The sequence below is a fragment of the Streptomyces sp. SLBN-118 genome (assembly GCF_006715635.1).
Taxonomy (GTDB): domain Bacteria; phylum Actinomycetota; class Actinomycetes; order Streptomycetales; family Streptomycetaceae; genus Streptomyces.
On record NZ_VFNP01000001.1, the window covers coordinates 1,748,147 to 1,770,973 of the forward strand.

The 22,827-nt window shown below is 70.6% G+C and carries 21 protein-coding genes; 7 read left to right on the forward strand and 14 right to left on the reverse strand.

Annotation, left to right across the window (positions count from 1 at the left end):
- The first annotated feature begins 41 nt into the window (after positions 1-41).
- Positions 42-2,399 (forward strand): malto-oligosyltrehalose synthase, encoded by a 2,358-nt coding sequence (gene treY / locus FBY35_RS07915; protein ID WP_142213094.1) that lies wholly within the window; start codon positions 42-44, stop codon positions 2,397-2,399.
- On the opposite strand, the gene FBY35_RS07920 is transcribed toward treY, so the two are convergent.
- The gene (locus FBY35_RS07920) at positions 2,356-3,312 is read right to left on the reverse strand and encodes a cytochrome P450 (RefSeq protein ID WP_142213095.1); all 957 of its coding nucleotides are present in this window, start codon (positions 3,310-3,312) and stop codon (positions 2,356-2,358) included. The genes treY and FBY35_RS07920 overlap by 44 nt on opposite strands.
- Positions 3,313-3,422: 110 nt before the next feature.
- A complete protein-coding gene (locus FBY35_RS07925) occupies positions 3,423-3,971 on the reverse strand; it encodes a DUF1707 and FHA domain-containing protein (protein WP_142213096.1) in 549 nt (182 codons plus the stop codon).
- Between the two features lie 324 nt (positions 3,972-4,295).
- Here FBY35_RS07925 and FBY35_RS07930 point away from each other — a divergent pair, with 324 nt between their 5' ends.
- Both FBY35_RS07930 and FBY35_RS07935 read left to right on the forward strand, forming a co-directional pair.
- Complete coding sequence (locus FBY35_RS07930; RefSeq protein WP_142213097.1) at positions 4,296-5,183, forward strand: GNAT family N-acetyltransferase; 888 nt, start codon at positions 4,296-4,298, stop codon at positions 5,181-5,183.
- Between the two features lie 253 nt (positions 5,184-5,436).
- Positions 5,437-6,663, forward strand: a complete 1,227-nt coding sequence (locus FBY35_RS07935) for an MFS transporter (RefSeq protein WP_142213098.1) — start codon at positions 5,437-5,439, stop codon at positions 6,661-6,663.
- Positions 6,664-6,696: 33 nt separating this feature from the next.
- Here the strand turns inward: FBY35_RS07935 and FBY35_RS07940 are convergent, their stop codons facing one another.
- On the reverse strand, positions 6,697-8,058 hold the full coding sequence (locus tag FBY35_RS07940; RefSeq protein WP_260848555.1) for a GH1 family beta-glucosidase: 1,362 nt from the start codon (positions 8,056-8,058) through the stop codon (positions 6,697-6,699).
- Positions 8,059-8,160: 102 nt separating this feature from the next.
- Between FBY35_RS07940 and treZ the strand changes: the two genes are divergently transcribed.
- Positions 8,161-9,906 (forward strand): malto-oligosyltrehalose trehalohydrolase, encoded by a 1,746-nt coding sequence (gene treZ, locus FBY35_RS07945; protein ID WP_142213100.1) that lies wholly within the window; start codon positions 8,161-8,163, stop codon positions 9,904-9,906.
- A gap of 222 nt (positions 9,907-10,128) precedes the next feature.
- Here the strand turns inward: treZ and FBY35_RS07950 are convergent, their stop codons facing one another.
- From FBY35_RS07950 to FBY35_RS07960, 3 genes are read right to left on the reverse strand one after another with little or no spacing between them, the layout of a single operon-like run.
- Positions 10,129-11,250 (reverse strand): aminopeptidase P family protein, encoded by a 1,122-nt coding sequence (locus tag FBY35_RS07950; RefSeq protein ID WP_142213101.1) that lies wholly within the window; start codon positions 11,248-11,250, stop codon positions 10,129-10,131.
- 37 nt (positions 11,251-11,287) lie between these two features.
- Positions 11,288-12,241, reverse strand: coding sequence for a hypothetical protein (locus FBY35_RS07955; RefSeq protein ID WP_142213102.1), 954 nt, complete (start codon positions 12,239-12,241; stop codon positions 11,288-11,290).
- Positions 12,242-12,301: 60 nt separating this feature from the next.
- Positions 12,302-13,168, reverse strand: coding sequence for a LysR family transcriptional regulator (locus FBY35_RS07960; protein ID WP_142214961.1), 867 nt, complete (start codon positions 13,166-13,168; stop codon positions 12,302-12,304).
- A gap of 76 nt (positions 13,169-13,244) precedes the next feature.
- Here FBY35_RS07960 and FBY35_RS07965 point away from each other — a divergent pair, with 76 nt between their 5' ends.
- Positions 13,245-14,027 carry a glutamine amidotransferase-related protein gene (locus FBY35_RS07965; protein WP_260848556.1) on the forward strand — a complete coding sequence of 261 codons (783 nt, stop codon included), beginning with the start codon at positions 13,245-13,247 and terminating at the stop codon, positions 14,025-14,027.
- On the opposite strand, the gene FBY35_RS07970 is transcribed toward FBY35_RS07965, so the two are convergent.
- Positions 14,009-14,665 (reverse strand): nucleoside/nucleotide kinase family protein, encoded by a 657-nt coding sequence (locus FBY35_RS07970; RefSeq protein WP_142213103.1) that lies wholly within the window; start codon positions 14,663-14,665, stop codon positions 14,009-14,011. The two genes, FBY35_RS07965 and FBY35_RS07970, sit on opposite strands and share 19 nt — an antisense overlap.
- Before the next feature lie 56 nt (positions 14,666-14,721).
- Here FBY35_RS07970 and FBY35_RS07975 point away from each other — a divergent pair, with 56 nt between their 5' ends.
- Entirely contained in the window at positions 14,722-15,111 is a 390-nt protein-coding gene (locus tag FBY35_RS07975) for a VOC family protein (RefSeq protein WP_142213104.1), read from the forward strand.
- A gap of 294 nt (positions 15,112-15,405) precedes the next feature.
- Positions 15,406-16,653: an ABC transporter substrate-binding protein gene (locus FBY35_RS07980; protein WP_142213105.1), complete on the forward strand. Its 1,248-nt coding sequence runs from the start codon at positions 15,406-15,408 to the stop codon at positions 16,651-16,653.
- Positions 16,654-16,684: 31 nt separating this feature from the next.
- Here the strand turns inward: FBY35_RS07980 and FBY35_RS07985 are convergent, their stop codons facing one another.
- From FBY35_RS07985 to FBY35_RS08015, 7 genes are all read right to left on the reverse strand, one after another.
- Entirely contained in the window at positions 16,685-17,437 is a 753-nt protein-coding gene (locus FBY35_RS07985) for an ABC transporter ATP-binding protein (RefSeq protein WP_142213106.1), read from the reverse strand.
- Positions 17,438-17,440: 3 nt separating this feature from the next.
- Positions 17,441-18,331, reverse strand: a complete 891-nt coding sequence (locus tag FBY35_RS07990; protein ID WP_142213107.1) for an ABC transporter ATP-binding protein — start codon at positions 18,329-18,331, stop codon at positions 17,441-17,443.
- On the reverse strand, positions 18,321-19,313 hold the full coding sequence (locus FBY35_RS07995) for a branched-chain amino acid ABC transporter permease (RefSeq protein WP_142213108.1): 993 nt from the start codon (positions 19,311-19,313) through the stop codon (positions 18,321-18,323). Before FBY35_RS07995 ends, FBY35_RS07990 begins: the two co-directional genes overlap by 11 nt.
- Positions 19,314-19,326: 13 nt before the next feature.
- A complete protein-coding gene (locus FBY35_RS08000; RefSeq protein WP_222123116.1) occupies positions 19,327-20,310 on the reverse strand; it encodes a branched-chain amino acid ABC transporter permease in 984 nt (327 codons plus the stop codon).
- Between the two features lie 178 nt (positions 20,311-20,488).
- Positions 20,489-20,896: a peptide-methionine (R)-S-oxide reductase MsrB gene (msrB, locus tag FBY35_RS08005; RefSeq protein ID WP_142213110.1), complete on the reverse strand. Its 408-nt coding sequence runs from the start codon at positions 20,894-20,896 to the stop codon at positions 20,489-20,491.
- A 20-nt stretch (positions 20,897-20,916) separates the two neighbouring features.
- Positions 20,917-22,314 (reverse strand): UDP-N-acetylmuramate--L-alanine ligase, encoded by a 1,398-nt coding sequence (murC, locus tag FBY35_RS08010; RefSeq protein WP_142213111.1) that lies wholly within the window; start codon positions 22,312-22,314, stop codon positions 20,917-20,919.
- A gap of 44 nt (positions 22,315-22,358) precedes the next feature.
- Complete coding sequence (locus FBY35_RS08015) at positions 22,359-22,811, reverse strand: indole-3-glycerol phosphate synthase (protein ID WP_186356976.1); 453 nt, start codon at positions 22,809-22,811, stop codon at positions 22,359-22,361.
- Positions 22,812-22,827: the final 16 nt, after the last annotated feature.

The window sequence follows — 22,827 nt, forward strand, 5'->3', positions numbered from 1 at the left end:
CCGGTGACAGAGAAGCCCTCAAGGTGGGTACGTATGTTCGCATGACGCCCATCGCCACCTACCGGCTCCAGCTCCAGCCGGGCTTCCCGTTCTCGGCGGCCGCCCGAGCCGTGCCGTATCTCGCCGGGCTCGGCGTCTCGCATCTGCATCTGTCGCCGGTGCTTGAGGCGGTGCCCGGGTCCACGCACGGATATGACGTCGTCGACCCCACACGGGTGCGCGAGGAACTCGGCGGCGAGGCGGGGCTGCGCGAGCTGTCGCGTACGGCGCGGGCGCACGGGCTCGGGATCGTCCTGGACATCGTGCCGAACCATATGGCCGCCGTGCCGGGACACAACCGCGCCCTGTGGGAGGTGCTGCGCGAGGGCCCCCTCTCGCCGTACGCCCCCTGGTTCGACATCGACTGGGAGGCGGGTGGCGGGAAGGTCCTGCTGCCGGTGCTCGCGGGCCGGATCGGGGACGAGCTGGGTGCGATGCGCGTCGCGGGGGACGTCCTGCACTACGGGGCGCAGCGCTTCCCGCTGCGCGATTCCACCGCGAGGCTGCCGCTGCCCGAGCTCCTCGACGCGCAGTGGTACCGGCTCGGCTGGTGGCGGCTCGCCCGTACCGAGCTGAACTACCGGCGTTTTTTCACCATTTCGGAGCTGATCGGGGTCCGGGTGGAGGACCCGGCTGTCTTCGACGCAACCCACGCCAAGATCCTTGAGCTGGTACGGGACGGGGTCGTCGAGGGTCTGCGCATCGACCACCCGGACGGACTCGCCGATCCCGAGGCCTATCTGAGGCGGCTGGACGAGGCGGCGGGCGGGGCGTGCTGGACGGTCGTCGAGAAGATCCTCACCGGGGACGAGTGGCTGCCGGCCGGCTGGCCGGTGGCGGGGACGACGGGGTACGACGCGCTGCGGCAGATCGACGGCCTGTTCACCGATCCGGCCGGAGAGGCCGAACTGGTCCGTCAGTACCGGGAGTTCACCGAGGCAGCCGGTGACCGGGGCGGTTACTGGGAGGCCACCGCGCGCCGCGCCGCGTACAGAGTGGTCACGCACGAACTGGCCGCCGAGACCGCGGCGCTGACCCGCCTGGCCGGGCGCGTGTGCACGGCGGATCCCGCGCTGCGCGACCACGCCCCCTGGGCGCTGCGGGCGGCAGTGCGCGAGCTGCTGGTGCGCATGCCCGTCTACCGCCCGTATCGCACCGGCGGCGAGGGCGTGCTGACCGAGGAGGCGGCGGAGGAGGCGAAGGCGGTCTTCGCGGTGGCCGAGGAGGCCGGGGCCGTCGATGTCGTGCGTGACCTCGCGCTCGGCAGACTCGGCGAAGGGCCCGACCATGACGCGTTCCGTGCCCGCTTCGCGCAGACGTCGTCCGCGCTGCGCGCCAAATCCGTCGAGGACACGGCCTTCTACCGCTATGTGCCGCTGATCTCGGCGAACGAGGTGGGCGGGGACCCGGGGAGCCCGGCGGTGAGTCCGCAGCGGTTCCACGCGTACTGCGAACGGCTCGCGCGCGACTGGCCGGCCGCCGGGACCGTGCTGACCACGCACGACACCAAGCGCAGCGCCGATGTGCGGGCCAGGATCGCCGTGCTGTCCGAGTGCCCCGCCGCCTGGGCGGACTTCCTCGCGCGGATCACCGAGCAGGCGGGCGTGCTGGAGGGCGGGCGGGCGCCCGATCCCCATCTGGCGTGGGTGGCCTGGCAGACGGCGGTCGGTTTTGGGTTCCCCTACGAGGGGAGGCTGCAGACCGCGCTGCTGAAAGCCGTACGGGAGGCGGCGCTGCACACGAGCTGGACGGAGCAGGACCCGGCGTACGAAGCGGCTGTCGCCGACTTCGTGGAGGCAGGTCCCGCCGGGCCGCCGATGTACTCGGTCGCGCTCTTCGCCAGGGGCCTGGATCCCCATGTCCGGGCCAACGTCCTCGGCGCGGCGCTGCTCCAGCTGACGATGCCGGGGGTGCCTGACCTGTATCAGGGCACGGAGCGCGAGTTTCTGGCGCTGGTGGACCCGGACAACCGGCGGCCGTTCCGCGAGGGCCCGGCGGACGAGAAGACGGCGGTGACGAAGGCGGCGCTGCGGCTGCGGCGGGAGCGGCCAGAGGTCTTCGGCGCCTCGGGGACGTACGCACCGCTGAGCGCGAGCGGTCCCATGGCGGAGCACTGTGTGGCTTTCTGCCGGACGGGCCAGGTGGTCACGGCCGTCACGCGGTTGTCGCTGCGCCTGGCGGACGCAGGTGGCTGGGCGGATACGGAGCTCAGTCTTCCGGAGGGTCGCTGGGACGATCTGCTCGCTCCGGGACGGGAGTTCACGGGCGGGGCCGTGCCGCTGGCGAAGCTGTTCGCCGAGCGTCCGGTGGCGCTGCTCAGCCGCAGGGCCGTACGAGAAGAGTCCTCGGGGCGCGGGTGAGCAGCCCGGTCGCGGGCGGCCGCGGTCCCTCCGCGCGGCGCAGGCCCGGCATCGCGTCGAGCACCGCGCGCAGTCCGTACTCCGCTTCCATGGCCGCGAGCTGTACGGCGGGGCAGTCGCCGGGCCCGAAGGTCAGCTGACCGCGGTCGTCCCGCAGCGGATCGAACCGGTCCGGCTCGCGGAACCGCTCGGGGTCGCGCCCGGCGGCACCGATGAGACAGGCGACGTCTGCACCTGCTGGAATCGTGCCGCCGCTCACCGCGACCTCGGCCACGGCCCGGCGCAGCACGATCAGAACGGGCGGATCGCGCCGCAGCGACTCGGCCCAGGCGCGCCCGATGAGCTCGGGATGCTCGCGGAGGGTGGCGAGCTGGCCGGGGTGGTCCAGGACGTTGGCGAGGAAAGAGGCGAGGGCCCTCTCTCGCAGGGACAGCTGAGTCACGCAGGACCCCGCGACGAGGATCCCGCGCGCGCCGCGGCCCCGCACGCCGACGGCGCCGGTCGGCAGCCAGCGGCAGAACTCCTCGACGAGGTCGGCCTGTTGCCGCCGCGCGATGCGCCGGGCCAGGACGTACGCGGTCCGCTCGACGACCTCTCGCACGGCCTGCGGCAGGCTCCCGCGGTGGGCGTCGCACGGCGGATCGCCGGGCCGGTGGCCTTGCGTGAAGCGGGGGTCGGTGAGCGCGAGGGAGACATCGGCGTGGCGGCTCAGCAGCCAGGCACCGATGGAGGGGTCGTGGACGAGGGGATACGCGTCGCGCAGGAGCCGGTAGTGGTGGTACGGGTCCTGCTCGCTCGCGTGGACGAGAAGGAGGGGTACGTGGTCGCTCCGGCGCCCCGCCGCGGCCGTCGCCGGACCGGATCCCGCAGGCGCAGGGTTTCGCGCCGTGCCGCGCGCAACCGCCTTGTTCATCTCGCCTCGATCCCCTGTCGCAGCCGCGCCCGCTCGCGCGCGTCTGTACCAGGCGACCACCGGGCCGGCCTTCGCGCAGTCCGCGTGCGCCCGAACGGGTGACGAGAACGTCAGCGCGCGGTGAGGCGGAAACTCATGCGGCCGAAGCCCACCATGTCCCCGTCGTGCACCACGACCGAGCCGGTCACTCGCCGTCCGTTCACAGTGGTGCCGTTGGTCGAACCGAGGTCGCGAAGGATCCACAGGCTGCCCTGCCGACTCAACTCGGCGTGCAGGCGCGAGACCGTGTCATGGCTCAGCCGTAGGCCGTTGCCCGGGTCACGGCCGATGCGCAGGGGGTGGGGGCCCGGTTCGGGCAGCAGAAGCGGCGGCAGCTTCTCGGCCTGCCAAGCCCTGCGCAGCCGCACCGAGAAGGCCGAGACGCGGCCGACCGCGCTGTAGAGCCGTCGTGACCAGCGGCTCTCGGTGGTGAGGTCGGCGGTGAGCGCCAGCAGTTCGTCGGGGCGACGGGCGGCCAGGGCGAGTTCCATGCGCCGGACGAAGGTGTCGTGCGACAGCTTGCCCTGGGCCGCGCCCTCTCTGAGCACACCGAGGACACGGTCGCGCTCGGCATCGGAGAGCCGAGCGGGATACGTGTGGAACTCGAAGGACGACGTCACATACGAGATTGTCGGGCCGAAGGGCTACAAGTGTCCAGAAGAACCGGAGTTCCCGTCCGTCCGCAGAGCGGCTGTGACCTGCACGGAAGCACTTCCCCTCGCCGCTACGGCCCTGATTCTGGAGCGCAGTTGAAACAAGGCCGTCGAACAAAGGCCTGGACGGGCCCCGCGGGGCCCTCTAACGTGATCGCGACGCCACGGACCGACGGAAGGAGGCGAGAGCAGTGCAGACCACACGATTCCCGCGCTCCCGCACCGTCCACCGCGCGTTCGCAGTCTGACCGGGAGCGCACACCGCACATCCCTTCCCGGAGGACATCTCTCATGACCGATCTGGTCATACGCGCGCTCAGCGAGAGCGACGCGCATCTCTTCGACACCCTGCCCGACCCCCTCGGTGTGGGCCGCGCACTGGCGAATGCCACTCACCGGCCCGACTGGAAGCGGGTCGCGCTGCGCGACGGCAAGGTCGTCGCGCGGGCCGCCTGGTGGGGCGGACCCGATGACCAAACCCCCGTCAACGTCAACTGGTTCGACTTCGCCGAGGGCGAGGAGGAAGCAGGCGCCGAGCTACTGCGCACCTCCCCGTTCCAGGCCGAGTTCGAACTGATCCTGCCCGCGGGCTGGCGCGAGGACCCCGCCGCCCTGGCGGCCGGCGAGGCCAGGATCCGGGCCGCGGGGGCGGCCGGGATGAAGGTCCTCGTGGAGCGCTACCAGTACCGCTGGACTGCCGAATGCGGGCTGCCCCAGCGGCCGGGACGGCTGGAGTTCCGGACGGAACCCGACGACGCCGTCTTTCTCGACGTGCTGCGCCGCGTCCACTCCGTAACGCTCGACGCGCACGCACGGCGCGCCATCGCAGAATCGGGCGTCGACCGGGCGGCACAGGAAGAACTGGACTTCTTCCACTGGTGCCCCTCACCCCGCGAGTGGTGGCAGCTGGCCTTCACGCGGGAAGGCGAGCTCGTCGGTCTGCAGATCCCGGCAAACAATCCGTCGGGACCGTGCATCGGCTTCATTGGGGTCGTGCCGGAGCAGCGCGGCCAGGGCTACGCCTACGACCTGCTGGTGGAGTGCACGCACTTCCTGGCCGAGCGGGGCGCGGAGTTCATCGCGGGCGCCACCGATCAGGGCAACTTTCCCATGGCGGCGAACTTCGCGAAGGCCGGACATCCCGTCGTGCAGGAGCGGATCCACTTCCTGCCCGGTTAGGTCCTGTGCGGTCGATCAGGCCGGATCAGTGAGCGGGGTCTGGTGCGTGCAGCTGCAAGGCGGAGGATGGGGGTCCCCCCGCCGAAGGCAGGGGGAGAGCCCACGCGGAGCGTCGGCGACTGACGACAACGCAGCAGATGTGCGTGCCAGGGCACGCGAGCCCGGCAAGATCGGCCGGACAGGGCCTAGTGATTGATCGGGCTCGGGGGTGTCCGTAAGCTCCGGGCACCCCCGAGCTGATGGCGAGCCCCCTATGACGACGCAAGAGCTGCACTTCGAGCCACAGTTCCGCGTCGGTCGCGGCTGGATATCAGCTCTCGTGCTGGCCAACCTGGGCCTTTTCATGGCTTTTCTGACGCCGATCCAGGTGCTGCTCGCCGAGCAGATCGACGCGCTGTCCCCGTCGGGCAAAGAGGTCGCGCTGGGCTGGGCCACGGGTGTCGGGGCGCTGGTCGCCGTCGTCGCCAATCCGCTCGCGGGCGCGCTCTCGGACCGTACGCGCGGGCGCTTCGGCCGCCGCCGGCCGTGGATCCTCGGCGGGGCGGTGCTGGGCGCCGTGGGACTGGCCGTCACCGCCGCGCAGACGACCGTCGTCGGGGTCGCGCTCGGCTGGTGTCTGGCCCAGCTCGGCCTGAACGCCATGCTCGCCGGGACCAATGCCGTGGTGCCCGACCAGGTGCCGGTCCGTCAGCGGGCCGCGGTCTCCGGATTCCTCGGGATACCGATGACGCTGGGTCTGGTGGTCGGCGCCGTTCTGGTGACGATGGTGGTGACGGGCATCGCCACGGGCTATCTGCTGCTGGCCGTGCTGACGGTGCTCTGCGCGCTGCCGTTCGTCTTTCTCATGCCGGACCCCCACGTGCCGGCGTCCGCTCGGGAGCCGGTGCGGCTGAAGGACTTCTGGGTGAGTCCGCGGGCGTATCCGGACTTCGGCTGGGCCTGGCTCACCCGCTTCCTGGTGATGCTCGGCAATGCCATGGGCACGCTCTATCTCCTGTACTTCCTCAAGGACGCGGTGCACTACGCGAATCCGGACGAGGGCGTACTGATCCTGACGCTGCTGTACACGGCGGGCGTGGCGGTGACGGCCGTGGCCGGTGGGGCGGTCTCGGACCGGCTGGGGCGGCGCAGGGCGCTGGTGGCGGTCGGTTCGGCGGTGATGGCGGCCGCCTCGCTGCTGCTGAGTCTGTGGCACACGTGGCCGATGGCGATGGGCGCGGCAGCGCTGCTGGGGCTCGGCTTCGGGATGTACATCGCGGTCGACCAGGCGCTGATCACCCAGGTGCTGCCGCAGGCCGGCGACCGGGCCAAGGATCTGGGCGTCATCAATGTCGCCAACTCCGCCCCGCAGGTACTCGGCCCGGCGCTGGCCGCTCCGGTCGTGGCGTACGCGGGCGGGTACGCGGGACTGTATCTGACCTCCTCCGTGGTGACGCTCCTCGGCGGTGTCCTGGTGTGGAAGATCCGCTCGGTGCCGTGACGTCCGGTGCCGTGACGTCCGGTGCCCTGCGGTTCAGTGTCCCGACTTCTGGGCGGCTATGGCATCCCGGTACCACGCGTAGGAAGCCTTCGGCGTGCGCTCCAGCGTCTCGTAATCGATGTGGACGAGACCGAAGCGCTGCGCCGCGCCCTCGACCCACTCGATGTTGTCGGTGAGCGACCAGGTGAAGTAGCCGCGTACGTCGACCCCGGCGTCGATCGCCTGGTGCAGCGAGCGCAGATGGCCGTCGAGGAAGTCGATACGGCGGCGGTCGTCGAGCCCGTCGTACGAGCAGCCGTTCTCCGTGATGTACACCGGCGGCAGCCGGTCGCCGAACCGGTCCTTCAGCAGGACGAGCAACTCGCGCAGCCCGTCGGGCTCGACCGACCAGCCGAAGTCGGTGCGCTGCTCGCTCTCGATCTCGCGCACCCCGAAGGGCAGTTCGGCGGGCAGGCCCACACCGGCGAAGTCACCGAGAGCTTCGTTCGACGGCGCGCCGACGAGCATCGGCTGGTAGTAGTTCACGCCGTACCAGTCGAGCGGGGCGGAGATGACGTCCAGGTCGTCGGCGACCGGTCCCGGCATCAGGGCGGCGAAGTTCTCGTCCGGGTAGCGGCCGGTGAGAATCGGGTCCGCGAACATCCAGTTGGTGATCGTGTCGTACAGCTCGGCGCCGAACCGGTCCTCCTCGCTCGTCCCCGCGGTTCGCACGGGCGAGTGGGAGACCGCTGTCCCGATGTTGGTGGCCCCCGCCGCGCGCAGGGCCTGGACGGCGAGACCGTGGGCGAGCAGCTGATGGTGGGCGGCGGGCAGCGCGTCGAAGAGCAGCTGCTTTCCGGGCGCGTGCTCGCCGAGCGCGTAGCCCAGAAGGGTGACCTCGGCCGGTTCGTTGATGGTGATCCACATCGGTACGCGGTCGGCGAGCCGTTCGGCGACGGCCGAGGCGTACTCGGCGAAGCGCGCGGCCGTGTCCCGGTTCAGCCAGCCGCCCGCCTCGTCCAGCTGAAGCGGGGTGTCCCAGTGGTAGAGGGTGGGTGCGGGCCGTATGCCGTGGGCGCACAGCTCGTCGACGAGCCGGTCGTAGAAGTCGAGCCCGGCCATGTTGACCGGGCCGCTGCCGCCGGGGACGACACGCGGCCAGCTGACGGAGAAGCGGAAGGCGTCCGCGCCGAGCCCGGCGAGCAGGGCGACGTCCTCGCGGTAGCGGGCGTGGAAGCCGGTGGCGCGCGAGGCGTCGGCTCCGTCCTTGATACGGCCCTGGGCGGCGAAGGCGTCCCATCCGGACGGACCCTTGCCCTCGGTGTCGACGGCTCCCTCGGTCTGGAAGGCGGAGGCGGACGCGCCCCAGAGGAAACCGGGCGGGAAGGCGGGCAGCGGCGGCAGCGGCGTCGACATGGCCGTGACCTTAATGGCGGCAAGGACCCCGCTTCCAGACCCCGATCTTGCCAGGATGGGAAACGGCATCTACGACGGGCATCGACGACGAGGGGACCGCCAGTGCTGTTCGAGGTGTGGGCGCCGCAGGCCGAGGATCGGGTCACGCTGTGGCTGGAGGGCGCCGAGCGCCCCATGGAGCGTGCCGAAGGTCGACCGGGCTGGTGGAGCACGGAGGCGGACGCCGGCGACGGCGCGCGGTACGGCTTTGCGCTGGACGGCGGGTCTGTGCTGCCCGATCCGCGCTCGCGCCGCCAGCCGGAAGGACCCGACGGGACGAGCGCGATCGTCGACCAGGACGCGTACGAGTGGCGGCACGATTGGGCGGGGCGGGGGCTCGGCGGTGCGGTGCTGTACGAGCTCCATATCGGCACGTACACCCGCGAGGGCACGCTCGACGCGGCGGCCGAACAGCTCGGCGAGCTGGCCGAGTTGGGGATCACCCATGTCGAACTGATGCCGCTGTGCCCGTTCCCCGGAGTGCACGGCTGGGGGTACGAGGGTGTGTCGCTGTGGGCGGTCCACGAGCCGTACGGCGGGCCCCTGGCGCTCAAGCGCTTTGTCGACACGGCGCACGGTCATGGCCTCGGGGTCGTCCTGGACGTGGTCCACAACCACCTCGGTCCGTCCGGGAACCACCTGCCCGCCTTCGGCCCGTACTTCACCGATGCCCATCACACGCCGTGGGGCGCCGCCGTCAACCTCGACGCTTCCGGCTCCGACGAGGTACGCGCGTATCTGCTGGGGAGCGCACTGGCCTGGCTGCGCGACTACCGCCTCGACGGGCTGCGCCTGGACGCGGTGCACGCCCTCGCCGACACTCGTGCGCTCACGTTCCTGGAGGAGCTGTCCGCCGCCGCCGACGCACTGGCCGACGACCTCGGACGGCCCTTGTTCCTGATCGCCGAGTCCGACCTGGGCGACCCACGGACGACGACGCCGCGCGAGGCGGGCGGCCTCGGCCTGCACGCGCAGTGGAACGACGACCACCACCACGCCCTGCACACCGCGCTGACCGGCGAATCCCAGGGCTATTACGCCGACTTCGCGGCATCGCCCCTGGCGGCCCTCGCCAAGACCCTCACGCACGCATTCTTCCACGACGGAACGTATTCGAGCTTCCGCGGGCGTACGCACGGCCGCCCGCTCGATGTGACGACCACCCCGGCGCACCGCTTCCTCGGCTACGCCCAGACCCACGACCAGATCGGCAACCGGGCACTGGGCGACCGGCTCTCCGCCACCCTCTCCCCCGGGCTGCTGGCCTGCGCGGGCGCGCTGGTGCTGACCGGGCCCTTCGTCCCGATGCTGTTCATGGGCGAGGAGTGGGGCGCCCGTACGCCCTGGCAGTTCTTCACCGACCACACCGACCCGGAGCTCGCCGAGGCGGTACGCAACGGGCGGCGGCGGGAGTTCACGGCACACGGCTGGTCGGCGGACCAGATCCCCGACCCTCAGGACCCTGCGACCCGGGCCCGCTCCTGCCTGGACCGCACCGAACGCTCCCGCGAGCCGCACGCACGCCTCCTGTCCTGGCACCGCGAGCTGATCGCCCTCCGCGGCGCCCAGCCCGACCTGACCGATCCGGACCTGGAGGCGGTGAAGGTGGCGTACGACGAATCGGCCCGCTGGCTGGCCTACCGCCGGGGCGACACGCTGGTGGCGATCAACCTCGCGAAGGAGCCGGTGGGGATTGCGCTGGGGGGTGGGGGGCGGGTGCTGGCGTCCTGGGACCGGGTCGAGCCACCGGGGGCGGACGGGGTGCTGCACCTCCCGCCGGAGTCGTGCGTGGTCCTGTCGGACGGCTGAGCTGCCATCTGCCGGGCCCTCCCTCCACGGACCAGGCCGTGGGAGCTCCCCCATCCCGAACTGGGCTCCGCTCCAGACCCCGTATGCGACCTTCGGCCGCATGTCCTCAAACGCCCGACGGGCTGAGAATTGAGCCCTCCGGCGATTGAGGAGCGGAGGTCCGGGGGCAGCGCCCCCGATTGAGGGAAGGGGCCGGGTGGGGAACAACTCCGCCGCAGGCGCCTACTCGACGATCGCCATCTCACGCGACGTCACATTGAACCTGCGCCCACCCTCCTCGGTCACCGTCACGATGTCCTCGATCCGCACCCCGAACCGCCCCGGCAGATAGATCCCCGGCTCCACCGAGAAGCACATCCCCGGCACCAGCTCCCGCTCCTCCCCCTCGATCATGTACGGCGGCTCGTGCGTCGTGACGCCGATCCCGTGGCCCGTGCGGTGGATGAACAGGTCCCCGTACCCCGCCTCCTCGATGATTTCGCGGGCCGCCCGGTCGACCTCCTGGCAGGCCACGCCCGGCTTCACCGCCTCGACCCCGGCCCGCTGGGCCTCCTGCACCACGTCGTGGACGTGCTGCTCGGCGGGGGACGGCTCGCCGACGTGGACCGTACGGGAGGTGTCGGAGCCGTAGCCGTGCTTGAGGCCGCCGAAGTCGAGGACGACCATGTCGCCCTGCTCGATGGTCCGTGCCCCCGCCTCGTGGTGGGGATTCGCACCGTTCGGGCCCGAGCCGACGACCGTGAAGTCCACCTGGGAGTGGCCGAAGTGCTTGAGCAGCGCGGCGAGGTCGGCCGCTACGTCCAGTTCCCTGCGCCCGGAGAAGCGGACCTTGAGGATCTCCTCGTACGTCGCGTCCGCCGCCGCGCCGGCGGCTGCCAGCCGTTCCAGCTCATGCGCGTCCTTCACCGCCCGCAGCATGGGCAGCACCTCGGTCAGCGATACGTACGAGGTCTCCGGCAGCGTGTGCTGCAGGCCGAGCAGATGCATCGCCCAGGCGTTGTCGCTGACGCCGAACCGCCCAGCCTTGTCGAGGAGCGTCGCGGTGACGGCGTACGGGTCCTTGCCGTCGGTCCAGTCCCGCAGGGTGAGCGCGGACGCACCCGGGGCCTCCGCGGCGTCCGGGGCCTCCAGCGTCGGGACGACAAGGACCGGCTCGTGGCCGGCCGCGAGGACGAGGAGGGTGAGCCGTTCGGTTTCCGCGGGCCGGTAGCCGGTGAGGTGGACCAGGTCGGGGCCGGGAGCGACGAGGAGCCCCGCAAGCCCCGCGTCGGCGGCGGACTCGGCGGCGCGGGCCATTCTGGCCCGGTAGTCGCCGGCGGTGAAAGGCGCGGGTGTGGTCGGCATGGGGCCATCGTGCCGGTCGGGCACGGAGCCCGCGAGTTCATTCCTCGCCTTTGGCCACCAGCCGTTCCAACAGCTCCTGGAATTCCTTGCCGACCACGATCCGCAGCCCCTCGCCGTCCTCGTCACGGTCGCTGAGCTGGGTGAGCGTGCCGTCGCGCCACCAGTAGACGTACGGGCTGATGGCGCCGGGGGTGTCGGCGTAGCCGGAGGCCGCGAAGGAGGCCATGGCGTTGAGCGCGGGGATCATGCCGGTGTCGTGGATGGCGTGGAAGGCCAGCTGGTGCCGGAAGGGCATCGCGACCAGTGCCCCGTCGGCGGACAGCTGTTCCCCGGTGACCTGCCGTACGACGCTGTCCAGCGCCAGGACCCGGCTGGCCGTGTAGAAGGAGTCGCCGAGGACCACCTCGAAGCGCATGCCATCGGCGTCCTTGACGGTCTCGTGGCCCTCGACGGGCAGGCCCCGGAGGTTGTACAGCGCCTGGTCACGCAGGTACTGGAGGTCACCGAGGGGTTCCAGGGCCTCGTCGGTGAGCATCATGACGCTCTCGGGGAGGTCGAGCGCGATGATCTCGTACAGGCCGGGGGCGAGGGGGCGGGCGTAGCCGAAGTTCTCCGGGTTGAAGCCGTCCCGGCCGACGACGCGGGGGTAGAGCTGCGCGCGGATCTGCTCGGCGGGCAGGGTGTCGAGCGCGGAGGGTGCGTCCATGGTGCGCAGGACCATCCCGACGTGCTGCCGGACCAGTTCGGGCCAGGCGCGGGGCCCGCGCTCGTCGTTGTGGCACACGGCGGCGAGGTTGGCCAGCCCGAACTGGCGGCCCGCGCTGTCGGACACCACGTCCGCGTAGACGGTCACCTCCAGGCCCTGTTCGGCGAAGGCTTCGCGCACTTGGGCACGGAAGCGGGTGCCCTCCTCGGCCGAGAAGAAGGAGAACTCGGGGTCCCGGGGTGCATCGCGTCCGTCGCGCTTCGGCCCTCGCCGGAACAACCCCACGTCAACCCGCCTTCCGTCGGCATCCCAGAACCCCGAGCGTACAGACCGTGTCCTGAACAATCAGATCCTGCTCCGCATGCGCTCGGCCAAGCCCTCGGCGGAGCCCCGCAGCACGCCCGTGTGCAGCAGCTCGGTCCGGTGGACGAGCCGGGGTTCGGTGAGCGGCACGGCGAGGGCCCCGTCCGCCGGGGCCAGTGCGTGCGGCAGCAGCGTCAGACCGAGTCCGGCGGCCGCGAGGGCGAGGAGGGTACGGATGTCCGTGCCCTCGTACCGCAGAGCCGGCCTGAAGCCCCGCGCCGCGCCCGTCGCCGCGCGCAGCTGCTCCAGCGGCAGTCCGGCGTCCGGCGCGTCCAGCCAGCGGGCGTCGACGAGATCGGCGAGCCGCAGCCCGCGTCGGCGGGCGAGCGGATGGCCGTCGGGGAGCACGACGGCGACGGGCTCCTCGGCCACGCCCGTGGCGGTGAGCGGGGCGACGTCGGGAAGCCGCAACGGGTCGCTGGGTGCGGCGAGGCCGTCGACGAGGCCCAGGTCCGCGGCCCCTGTCGCGACGGCGGCCGGTATGTCCTCCCGGGGCTGCACCCGCAGAGTCGCGCGCGAGACGGGCAGCGCGGCGAGGGTCTCCGGCCGGACGGCGAGCGGGGATGCGACGACGGTCAGTGCTGTGGCCGGTTCGCCCGCCAGGCGCGTGAGGTCGGCGCGGGCGGCGTCGAGGCGAAGCAGCAGCGAGCCCGCGTGCTCCAGCAGCCGCTCGCCCGCCCGGGTCGGCGTGACCGGACGGCGGTTCAGCAGGGACATCCCGAGGTCGTGTTCGAGGGCGGCGATGTGCTGGGAGACGGCGGACTGGGTGTAGCCCAGCTCGCGAGCGGCGGCTGAGAACGACGACAGCCGGGCGACGGTGACGTACGTATGAAGGAGGTGCGGGTCCATGTCATAAGCATCCGCGATCACGGGAGTACAGATCATCGTTGGACGTGAACCGACCGCGGCGACCAGCATGTTCGTCATGATGAAGACCGGCACGACGAAGACGGACACGCAGACCGTCGCCCGGATCGCCCTCGTCGGCGATCGTTCGCCCCATGTGAAGTCCCACACCCGTGTCCCCGGCCTCCTCGACGCCCTCGCCGAACGCGACGGGCTCGTCCTTGACGCGTACTGGATCCCGACCGGTGACGCGCAGGCGCCCGGCGCGGTCGACGGATTCGACGCGGTGTGGGTGCTGCCGGGGAGCCCGTACCGCAGCGAGGCGGGCGCCCTCGCCGCGATCCGCTCGGCGCGCGAGCGGGGCATCCCCTTCCTCGGCACGTGCGGCGGCTTCCAGCACGCGCTGCTGGAGTACGCGCGCGACGTCTGCGGCCTCGTCGATATCGCCCACGCGGAGAACGACCCCGATGCCGACGACCTGCTCATCGCGCCGCTGGCCTGCTCTCTGGTGGGACATGAGGGCGCGGTGCGGCTCACGCCCGGTTCGCTCGCCGAGTCGGTACTCGGGGCGGAGAGGACTCAGGAGCGCTACCACTGCTCGTACGGCCCCGATTCCCGGCATCTCGACACGCTGCGGGCGCACGGGCTGCGCTTCACGGGCGAGGACGAGGAAGGGCAGGTCCGGATCGCGGAGCTGCCCGGGCATCCGTTCTTCCTGGCGACGCTGTTCCAGCCGGAGCTGTACGGGGACGGGACGCGCCCGCACCCGATTGTGCGGGCACTGGCGGCGGCCGCCGTGGCGCACGCCGCCGCGGCGGCCGGGCGAGGCCCTGTCAGGCCTGATCACCCGGACACGGCCTGAGCGGACTGTGTGATCACGAAGTCGGCGCGGCCGCGGCCGCGGGCGACCAGCCGGGCGTTGGGCTCGTCGGAGTCGTGGACCCAGCGCTCGGCGAACGCCCGCTGCTTGCCGAACCGCACATGCCGGTCGACCAGGCGGCTGACACGGACGGCGTCGTCAAGCTCCAGGTACCAGACCTCGTCGAGGAGGGGGCGGACCTGGGCCCAGGGGCCCTCGTCGTGGAGCAGGTAGTTGCCCTCGGTGACAACGAGGGGGACCTCGGGCTCGACCGCGATGCTTCCGGCCACCGGCTCTTCCAGGGAGCGGTCGAAGGCGGGGGCGTAGACCGTGCCGCCCGGGACGGGGGAGCGGAGCCGCGCCAGCAGGGCGGCATACCCGGCGGCGTCGAAGGTCTCGGGCGCACCCTTGCGGCGGGCCCGCCCGAGGCGTTCGAGCTCGGTCTGAGCGAGGTGGAAGCCGTCCATGGGGACCAGGACGGCGAGGCTCCCGAGTACGTCGACGATGTGGGCGGCAAGGGTCGACTTGCCCGCACCCGGGGGTCCGGCGATGCCCAGGACGACGCGGCGGCCGGAGACGGCGAGTGCGCGGGCGCGGTACAGGACGTGCGGGGGGTACTGCGGGGGCGGCGGCACGTGCATGGCAGGCATTCTTCCACTGCGTTGATCCCGCCCCATCATACGTATAACCTCGGCTCATGTCGTACATCGCCCTGGTCACCCTCGTCGTCCGTGACTACGACGAAGCCATCGCCTTCTATACCGACGCACTCGGCTTCGACCTGGTCGAGGACACCGACCGCGGGGACGGCAGTCGCTGGGTCGTGGTCCGCCCTCGCGGCTCGGGCCACGGGGCCGCGCTGCTGCTGGCCCGCGCGGGGGACGATGCCCAGCGCGCGAGCGTGGGCACCCAGACTGGCGGCCGGGTCGGCTTCTTCCTGCACACCGCGGACTTCGCGGCCGACCACGCCAGGATGACCGCGGCGGGCGTCCGCTTCCTGGAGGAGCCGCGCCACGAGCCGTACGGATCGGTCGCGGTCTTCGAAGACCTGTACGGCAACCGCTGGGACCTGCTGCAGCCCAGGTAACCGTCTGGCCCCACGACCGACCGCACATGCTCCGGCGCGTACGGCGGGGCAACTCGTAGGAGCGCAGCCGCAGTTGAGCCGCCCCCGGTGAGCGGCCGACGGCGCCGGAGCCCGGGCTGCGCCGTCACGCCGACGTGAAGTCGAACGGGCGCGGACGTTGACGGTTCATCCTTCCGTACTTCACGTCCCGGCTCGACTGCGCCAACAGCGTCTGATCGTTCTACTCTTTTTACAGAAGGCAGGCGGAAGGCAACCTGTCGACCTGCCGCCGGCCTCCACTGAGAGGAGGCGGACATGAGAACGTCGATACGGCGGTCCACGATCTTCACCAGCGCGGCCGTGCTGCTGCTGGCGGCCTGCGGCTCGAGTGGCAGTGCTTCATCGTCGGACGAGGATGGTCAGCTCAAGCTCGGATATGTTCTCCCGGAGACCGGGCAGCTGGCCTTTCTGGGCCCGCCGCAGATCGAGGCGCTGAAGTTCGCTGTCACTGGTATCAACGCCGGCGGCGGAGTGCTTGGCAAGCCGATACCGGCCGTGGTCGGTGGCGACGAGGCAGGCCAGGAGGCCGTGGCGGCACAGTCGGCGGACCGCGTGCTGAACACGGGTGTCGATGCGATCATCGGTGCCGCGGCTTCCGGAATGTCCCTGGCGTTCATCGACCGGGTGACCGGTGACGGTGTCGTCCAGTGCTCGGGTTCCAACACAGCGCCTACCTTCACCGACTACGACGACGGCGGCTTCTACTTCCGTACCGCGCCGAGCGACGCGCTCCAGGGGCCGATCCTGGCCAAGACAATCCAGGGCGACGGCCACAAGCGGGTGGCCCTGATGGCGCGTGCCGACGACTACGGAAAGGGGCTGATGGAGGCCACCAAGAAGGGGCTGGAGGACGGCGGCGCCACCGTGACGCTCGCCGAGACGTACGACACGAAGGCCACCAACTACGACCAGATCGTCCAGAAGGCCAAGGACTCGAAGCCGGATGCCGTAGTGGTGATCGGCTTCGAGGAGGGCACGCAGATCCTCCAGGCCATGATCGAGGCAGGAATCGGGCCCCAGCAGGTCGGTGTGTACGGAGCCGACGGGCTGCGGAGCGCGGAACTGCCCAAGCTCGTCTCTCCGGCCAATCCCGCCGTGCTTGCCGGGATGAAGGGGACGGCTCCGGCGTCGGCGTCCAACCCGCAGTTCGTTGCTCAGCTGAAGAAGTTCGCCCCGAGCCTGAAGGAGCTGCAGTTCGCGCCGCAGGTCTTCGACTGCGTGACGACCATCGCGCTCGCCGCCGAGCAGGCCAAGTCCGACGACCCCGGGAAGTTTGCGAAGGAGATGGTCGGAGTCACCAAGGACGGCGAGAAGTGCAATTCGTTCGCCACCTGCAAGAAGCTGATCGCAGCCGGCAAGGACATCGACTACGACGGCGTGAGCGGTCCGCTCGACTTCACCGACGCCGGTGAGCCCGGCCAGGCGACGATCGAGGTGTACACGTACAACCAGAAGGGCCAGCTGCAGACCGTGAGCACACAGGTGAGCAAGGCTCAGCAGTGAGGGAGGAGAACGGCGTTCAACGGACGCGGATTCAGCGGACGCGGGCGAGGGTGCCGAGGTACAACTCGATCACCTTCTCGTCGTGCAGCAGACCCATTCCGGTACCGGTGTGGGCGTTGCGGCCCTGGTCGAGGACGTAGCCACGGTCGCAGATCTGCAGGCACCTGCGGGCGTTCTGCTCGACCATCAGCACGGCGACGCCCGCGTCGTTGATCTCCTTCACCCTTTCGAACACCTGGTCCTGGAAGATCGGTGACAGTCCTGCCGACGGCTCGTCGAGCAGCAGAACCTGCGGCTCCATCATCAGTGCCCGGGCCATGGCGAGCATCTGCCGCTCACCGCCGGACATCGATCCGGCCTTCTGCTTCCGGCGGGTGCCCAGCAGGGGGAAGATCTCCTCCACCGCCGCCTGCCGGCGTATGAATTTCTTGGGCTGCAGATAGATGCCCATCCGCAGGTTCTCCTCGACGGTCAGCGCGGGGAAGACGTTCTGCAGCTGCGGCACATACCCCACGCCCCGGCGGACCAGTTCGTGTGCGGGGCGGTTGGTGACCTTCTCGCCGTGGAGTTGCACGGTGCCGCCGCGCACGCGCAAGAGACCGAAGACCGCCTTGATCAGGGTCGACTTTCCGGCACCGTTGGGGCCGATCACTCCGACCAACTCACCCTGCCGCACATCGACACTGCAGCCGCGCAGCACATCGACGCCCGGCACATATCCGGCGACGATCGCGTCGGCCACCAGCACCGGACCGTCCACGGGCCCGTTTCCGTTCTCGGGCATGGCTCACGCCTCCTCGCCGGTCGCTCCGGGTTCGTCGTGCCGCTTGCCGAGGTAGGCGTCCACGACGGCGCGGTTCCGGCCGATCGTGTGCGGCGGTCCCTCGGCCACGAGCTTTCCGCCCGCCATGACGGCCACCCAGTCGCTGATGCCCATCACCACATCCATGTCGTGCTCGACGAAGCACACGGTCATCCCCTCGTCGCGCAGCGCGGTGATGTGACCGAGCAGGGACTGGGTCAGCGCGGGGTTCACCCCGGCCATCGGCTCGTCCAGCAGGATCATCGCGGGGCGGACCATCAGCGCGCGGGCCATTTCGAGCAGTTTGCGCTGGCCGCCGGAGAGGGTGCCCGCGTATTCGTCCCGCAGCTTGATGAGCCGGAAGCGGTTGAGCAGCTCGTCGGCCCGGTCCACGTTCTCCCGCTCCTGCTTGCGCCACAGCGGCCTCAGCAGGGCGGGCAGCAGCCGCTCGCCGCGCTGCTCGGTCGCCGCGAGCAGCATGTTCTCCAGCACGGTGAGCCGGGCGGGCGTCCGGGTGAGCTGGAACGTACGGACCAGTCCCCGCTGGGCAATCCGGTGAGGCGGGCGCCCGCTGAGTGGATGCCCGTCGAACGACCACTGACCACCGTCGGGCCGGTCGAACCCGCTCACAAGGTTGAACAGCGTCGTCTTGCCGGCTCCGTTGGGCCCGATCAGGGCCGTGATGGTCCCGCGCTGCACCTCCAGATGATCGACCTGGACGGCGGTAAGGCCGCCGAAGGTACGGGTCACACCGTCCAGGACGAGCAGCGGGTCGGGCTTGCGCACACCGGGCACGGGCTCGAGCGCCGGCCCGGAGCGGGACCCGGGGCCGGGCTCGGGCTCGGGCGCGGACGAGGGTTGCGTATCAGCGGCCACTGAGCAGCATCTCCTTCCGGCTGCCGAGGATCCCCTGAGGTCTGAACGCCATGAGCAGGATCAGGGCGAGCCCGACCAGGGCGAAGCGGACGGCGCCGATCTCCGAGGTGCTGATCACGGAGGGCGAGATGTAGTCGGCTTCGATGGCCTGACGCAGTGCGCTGTCGATGAAGGAGAGCACGAACCAGAAGAGGATCGAGCCGACGACGGGGCCCAGCATCGTCCCGGCGCCGCCCAGCACGAGCAGGGTGTAGAGGAAGAAGGTGACGGCCGGATCGAAGCTGTCCGCGCTCACCGACTGCACTTGTATGGCCTGAAGCATTCCGGCGACCCCGCCGAGCACTCCGCCCAGCACGAGGCTCGTCATCTTGTACGCGTACACGTTCTTGCCGAGGCTGCGCCCGGCATTCTCGTCGTCGCGGATGGACCGGATGACACGGCCCCACGGGCTGTGTATCAGCAGGGCGAGCAGCAACCCGACGATCACCACCAGGCCCCAGGCGATGATCATCACCCAAAGGTCCCGGGCGTTGAACTTGACCGTCCAGAAGCCGTACGTGCCCCGTGGGATGGGGTTCAGGTCGTAGAAGTCATTGGCGAACCGCTGCAGCCCGAACACTCCGCCGGTGGTCGGCTCGGCCCAGCTGGACCGGTAGAACAGCCGTAGCGTCTCCCCCGCGGCGATGGTGGTGATCGCGAGATAGTCGGCGCGCAGCCGCAGGGTCGGCAGGCCGAGCAGCAGAGCCAGCACGATCGCGGAGGCAAGTCCGACGAGGACGCCGAGCCACATCGAGCCGCCCCAGGTCGCGACGGTGATCGCGAGCCCGTAACCGCCGACGAGCATGAACCCGACCTGGCCGAAGTTCAGCAGCCCGGTGTAGCCGAAATGCAGGTTCAGTCCCATGGCGGCGATCACGTAGATGGCGGCGATGGGACCGATGCCGGACCGTATGGCGTCCGAGAGGATCGTGTCGAATTCCATGGCACACCACCCCTCAACCGATGCGTTCGCGGTGGCCGAGGATGCCCTGCGGCCGGACGAGGAGAACGATGATGAGCGTGAGCAGCGCCCACGCGTACTGCAGGTCGACGGGGAACCACAGCGTGGACATCTGGGCGACGATGCCGATGACGAGGCTGCCCACCATCGCGCCGTAAGCGGAGCCCAGACCGCCGAGGATGACCCCGGCGAACATGAGCAGCAGCAGCTTGAAGCCCATGTCCCAGGTGACGATCTCGACCAGTCCGAAGAACACCCCGCCGAGGGCGGCGAGCGCACCGCCGAGCATCCAGACCACCGATACGACCCGCTGCACATCGATGCCCGAAGCCTCGGCGAGATCGCGGTTTTCGGAGACGGCCCGGATGGCCGTGCCGATCCGGGTCTTCTGGAGCAGCAGGGCGACACCGAGCAGGGTCGCCACCGAGAGCAGGGTGACGGTGAGGTCCCGTGGGGTGATGCCCACCGGGCCAAGGTCGTACGCCTTCTGGATGTCGTACTGGGCAAATGAGCCGGGCCGGGTTCCATACAGCACGAGCACGATGTGCCGCAGCAGCAGCGACAGTCCGATCGTGACGATGAACATGTTGATCAGACCTGTGCCGCGGGCGCGCAACGGCCGCCAGAGGCCACGGTCGATGAGGGCGCCCAGCAGGGCTCCGCCTGCCACGGAGACGATCGCGGCGGGGATCAGATGCCAGCCGGGACCGGCCGCCGAGACATTCAGGAAGAACGCGAACGTGGCGCCGATCGTCACGAGCTCGCCGTGCGCGAAGTTGATCAGGTGGATGGTCCCGAAGATCAGGGAGAGGCCCACCGCGCAGATCGCGATGATGACGCCGAACTGAATGCCGTCGATGAGGGCTTGCAGGGCACGGGCGCCGAAGCCCGGGCCGTGCGGTACCTCCTCGTCACCCTGCGCCGCCGCGGTGGCCGCGGGCAGCAACACAAGGAGCAGGGTGAGTGCGGGTATCAACACACGCTGATGGCGCACGGTACGTCCGGTCTGTGCTTCCGGTATGAGAACTTCCGGTCTGTGACAACCACTCTCTGTTACTCAGTGTAAGCACAGGAACTTGGCAGGCGCACGCCGGGCTGGGCCGTCGGTGTCGCACGCCGGGCGGGGCCGTGGACCGGACGTCCACGGCCCCGTACCGTCAGCCCTCGCCCGGCGTCAGCCGCAGCGAGATGCTGTTGATGCAGTAGCGCTGATCGGTCGGGGTCGGGTACCCCTCCCCCTCAAACACATGGCCGAGGTGCGAGCCGCACCGCGCACACCGCACCTCCGTACGGCGCATCCCGTGAGAGCGGTCCTCGATCAGCTCGACGGCGTCGGTGTCCTTCGGGTCGTAGAAGGACGGCCAGCCGCAGTGCGACTCGAACTTGGTGTCGGAGCGGAAGAGCTCGGCGCCGCACGCCCGGCAGGAGTACACGCCCTCCGTCTTGGTGTCCGTGTACTCACCGACGAAGGCGGGCTCGGTGCCGGCCTCGCGCAGGACCTTGTACTCGGCGGGAGTCAGCTCCGCGCGCCACTGCTCGTCCGGCTTTTCGACGTCGTACGACATGAACTCGGCTCCCTCAGCATCTACGGACCGGCCAGGCGGGCCATGATGTCGGGACCGAGGTCCGTGACGTCGCCCGCGCCCATCGTGAGAACCAGATCACCGGGCTTCGCCATTCCCGCGACGACGTCGGGGACGCTCGCCTTGTCGTGCACCGCGGTGACCTCCGCGCCCGCGGCCCGGGCCGCGTCGACGATCAGGGCGCTGGTGATGCCCGGGATCGGGTCCTCACGGGCCGGGTAGATGTCCAGGACCACGGACGCGTCGGCCAGGGCGAGGGCCTGGCCCATCTCGGTGCCCAGTTCCTGGGTACGGGAGAAGAGATGGGGCTGGAACACGACCAGCAGCCGCGAGTTGGCGGCGGCGCCGCGCATCGCTTCGAGGTCGGCTGTCATCTCGGTCGGGTGGTGGGCGTAGGAGTCGATGACCTGGACGCCGGCGGCCTCGCCCTTGAGCTGGAGGCGGCGCTTGACTCCGGTGTACTTGCCGATCGCCGACGCCAGGTTGTGCGCCGGGATCCCGAGCGCGACTCCGGCGGCGAGCGCGGCCACGGCGTTGTGCGCGTAGTGGCGGCCGGGGACCGAGACCGTGAAGGTCAGGAAGCGGCCGTCGAGCAGGACGGTGACCTCGCTGGTGAGGCCGCGCGGGGTGACCTTGTGGACGCGCACGTCGGCGGACGGGGACTCGCCGTAGGTGACGACCTTGAGCGTGGACAGGTCACGGACCCGGGAGGTGAGCTCGACGGCCCCGGGCTGGTCCGCGGCGATCACCAGGGTGCCGCCCGGGACGACCTTGCCGACGAAGGTCTCGAAGGAGTCGTAGATCTCGTCCATCGAGGCGTAGTTGGCGTGGTGGTCGAGCTCCACGTTGAGGACGACCGCGACCTCGGGGTCGTACTTGTGGAAGCTGCGGTCGCTCTCGTCGGCCTCGGCGACGAAGATGTCGCCCTCGCCGTGACGTGCGTTCGTCCCCGGCCCGGCGAGGTCGCCGCCGATCGCGTACGAGGGGTCGAGACCCAGCTCGGTCAGGGCCACGGCCAGCATGGAGGTGGTGGTCGTCTTGCCGTGCGTGCCCGCGACGGCGATCGAGCGCAGGCCGGTCATCAGCGAGGCGAGCGCGTCGGACCGGTGCACGACCGGGACGGACAGCTCGGCGGCGCGCGCCAGCTCCGGGTTGTCCGCGCGGATGGCGCTGGAGACGACGACACAGCTGGCGTCCGACGCAAGGTGCTCGGCGGCGTGCCCGATGTGGACGGTGGCGCCGAGCTCGCGCAGGGACTGGGCCGTCGCCGTCTCCTTCGCGTCGCTGCCCGCGACCTTCGCGCCGCGCTGGGCGAGGATCTTGGCGATGCCCGACATCCCGGCGCCACCGATGCCGATGAAGTGCGGGCGTTCCATGGTGCTAGGGACGGCGGGTGCCATGCGTGTGTCTCCCCAAGATGTACGAGTACGTGCGAGGGTCCAGCCTATTCGCTGTGCGCGAAGAGCTTGAGCACCGGTACACCGACCTTGTGGCGGGCCCTGGAGGCCCAGTCCCGGTGGAAGAACTCCTCCACGTAGTGCGGTTCGGTCAGCACGATCACCTCGTCGGCGCCCGACTCGTCGACCACGGACGTCAGTTTGTCCAGCGGGTGCTTCTCGACGACCTCGCCCACGGCCTCGCTGCCCGCCGCGCGCAGGGCGGCCAGCGAGTGCTCCAGGGCCAGCCGGGCGGGGGCCACGGCGTCCTTGCCCTCGGGCTTGTCACCCTCGCGGACGGCTTCCTTCAGTTCGCCGAGCGCGACATCGTCGATGGCTCTGAGCAGGACATCGGCCTGGTCACCGCGGGGCTGCATCAGCACGACGAAGGACACACGCTCGCCCCCGTGCAGGCTCGTGACGAATTCCACGTCCTCCGACGTCAGGGGCTTCTCGATCATCAGTACGCTTGTGAAC

What these genes read in the sequence shown, in the direction of transcription:
- treY (WP_142213094.1), top strand. Translation starts at nt 42, where the DNA reads ATGACGCCCATCGCCACCTACCGGCTCCAGCTCCAGCCGGGCTTCCCG.
- FBY35_RS07975 (WP_142213104.1), top strand. Translation starts at nt 14,722, where the DNA reads ATGTCGTACATCGCCCTGGTCACCCTCGTCGTCCGTGACTACGACGAA.
- FBY35_RS07980 (WP_142213105.1), top strand. Translation starts at nt 15,406, where the DNA reads ATGAGAACGTCGATACGGCGGTCCACGATCTTCACCAGCGCGGCCGTG.
- FBY35_RS07935 (WP_142213098.1), top strand. Translation starts at nt 5,437, where the DNA reads ATGACGACGCAAGAGCTGCACTTCGAGCCACAGTTCCGCGTCGGTCGC.
- FBY35_RS07960 (WP_142214961.1), bottom strand. Translation starts at nt 13,168, where the DNA reads ATGGACCCGCACCTCCTTCATACGTACGTCACCGTCGCCCGGCTGTCG.
- FBY35_RS08015 (WP_186356976.1), bottom strand. Translation starts at nt 22,811, where the DNA reads ATGATCGAGAAGCCCCTGACGTCGGAGGACGTGGAATTCGTCACGAGC.
- FBY35_RS07920 (WP_142213095.1), bottom strand. Translation starts at nt 3,312, where the DNA reads ATGAACAAGGCGGTTGCGCGCGGCACGGCGCGAAACCCTGCGCCTGCG.
- FBY35_RS07970 (WP_142213103.1), bottom strand. Translation starts at nt 14,665, where the DNA reads ATGCACGTGCCGCCGCCCCCGCAGTACCCCCCGCACGTCCTGTACCGC.
- msrB (WP_142213110.1), bottom strand. Translation starts at nt 20,896, where the DNA reads ATGTCGTACGACGTCGAAAAGCCGGACGAGCAGTGGCGCGCGGAGCTG.
- FBY35_RS07940 (WP_260848555.1), bottom strand. Translation starts at nt 8,058, where the DNA reads ATGTCGACGCCGCTGCCGCCGCTGCCCGCCTTCCCGCCCGGTTTCCTC.
- FBY35_RS07995 (WP_142213108.1), bottom strand. Translation starts at nt 19,313, where the DNA reads ATGGAATTCGACACGATCCTCTCGGACGCCATACGGTCCGGCATCGGT.
- FBY35_RS07950 (WP_142213101.1), bottom strand. Translation starts at nt 11,250, where the DNA reads ATGCCGACCACACCCGCGCCTTTCACCGCCGGCGACTACCGGGCCAGA.
- FBY35_RS07965 (WP_260848556.1), top strand. Translation starts at nt 13,245, where the DNA reads ATGATGAAGACCGGCACGACGAAGACGGACACGCAGACCGTCGCCCGG.
- murC (WP_142213111.1), bottom strand. Translation starts at nt 22,314, where the DNA reads ATGGCACCCGCCGTCCCTAGCACCATGGAACGCCCGCACTTCATCGGC.
- FBY35_RS07930 (WP_142213097.1), top strand. Translation starts at nt 4,296, where the DNA reads ATGACCGATCTGGTCATACGCGCGCTCAGCGAGAGCGACGCGCATCTC.
- FBY35_RS07985 (WP_142213106.1), bottom strand. Translation starts at nt 17,437, where the DNA reads ATGCCCGAGAACGGAAACGGGCCCGTGGACGGTCCGGTGCTGGTGGCC.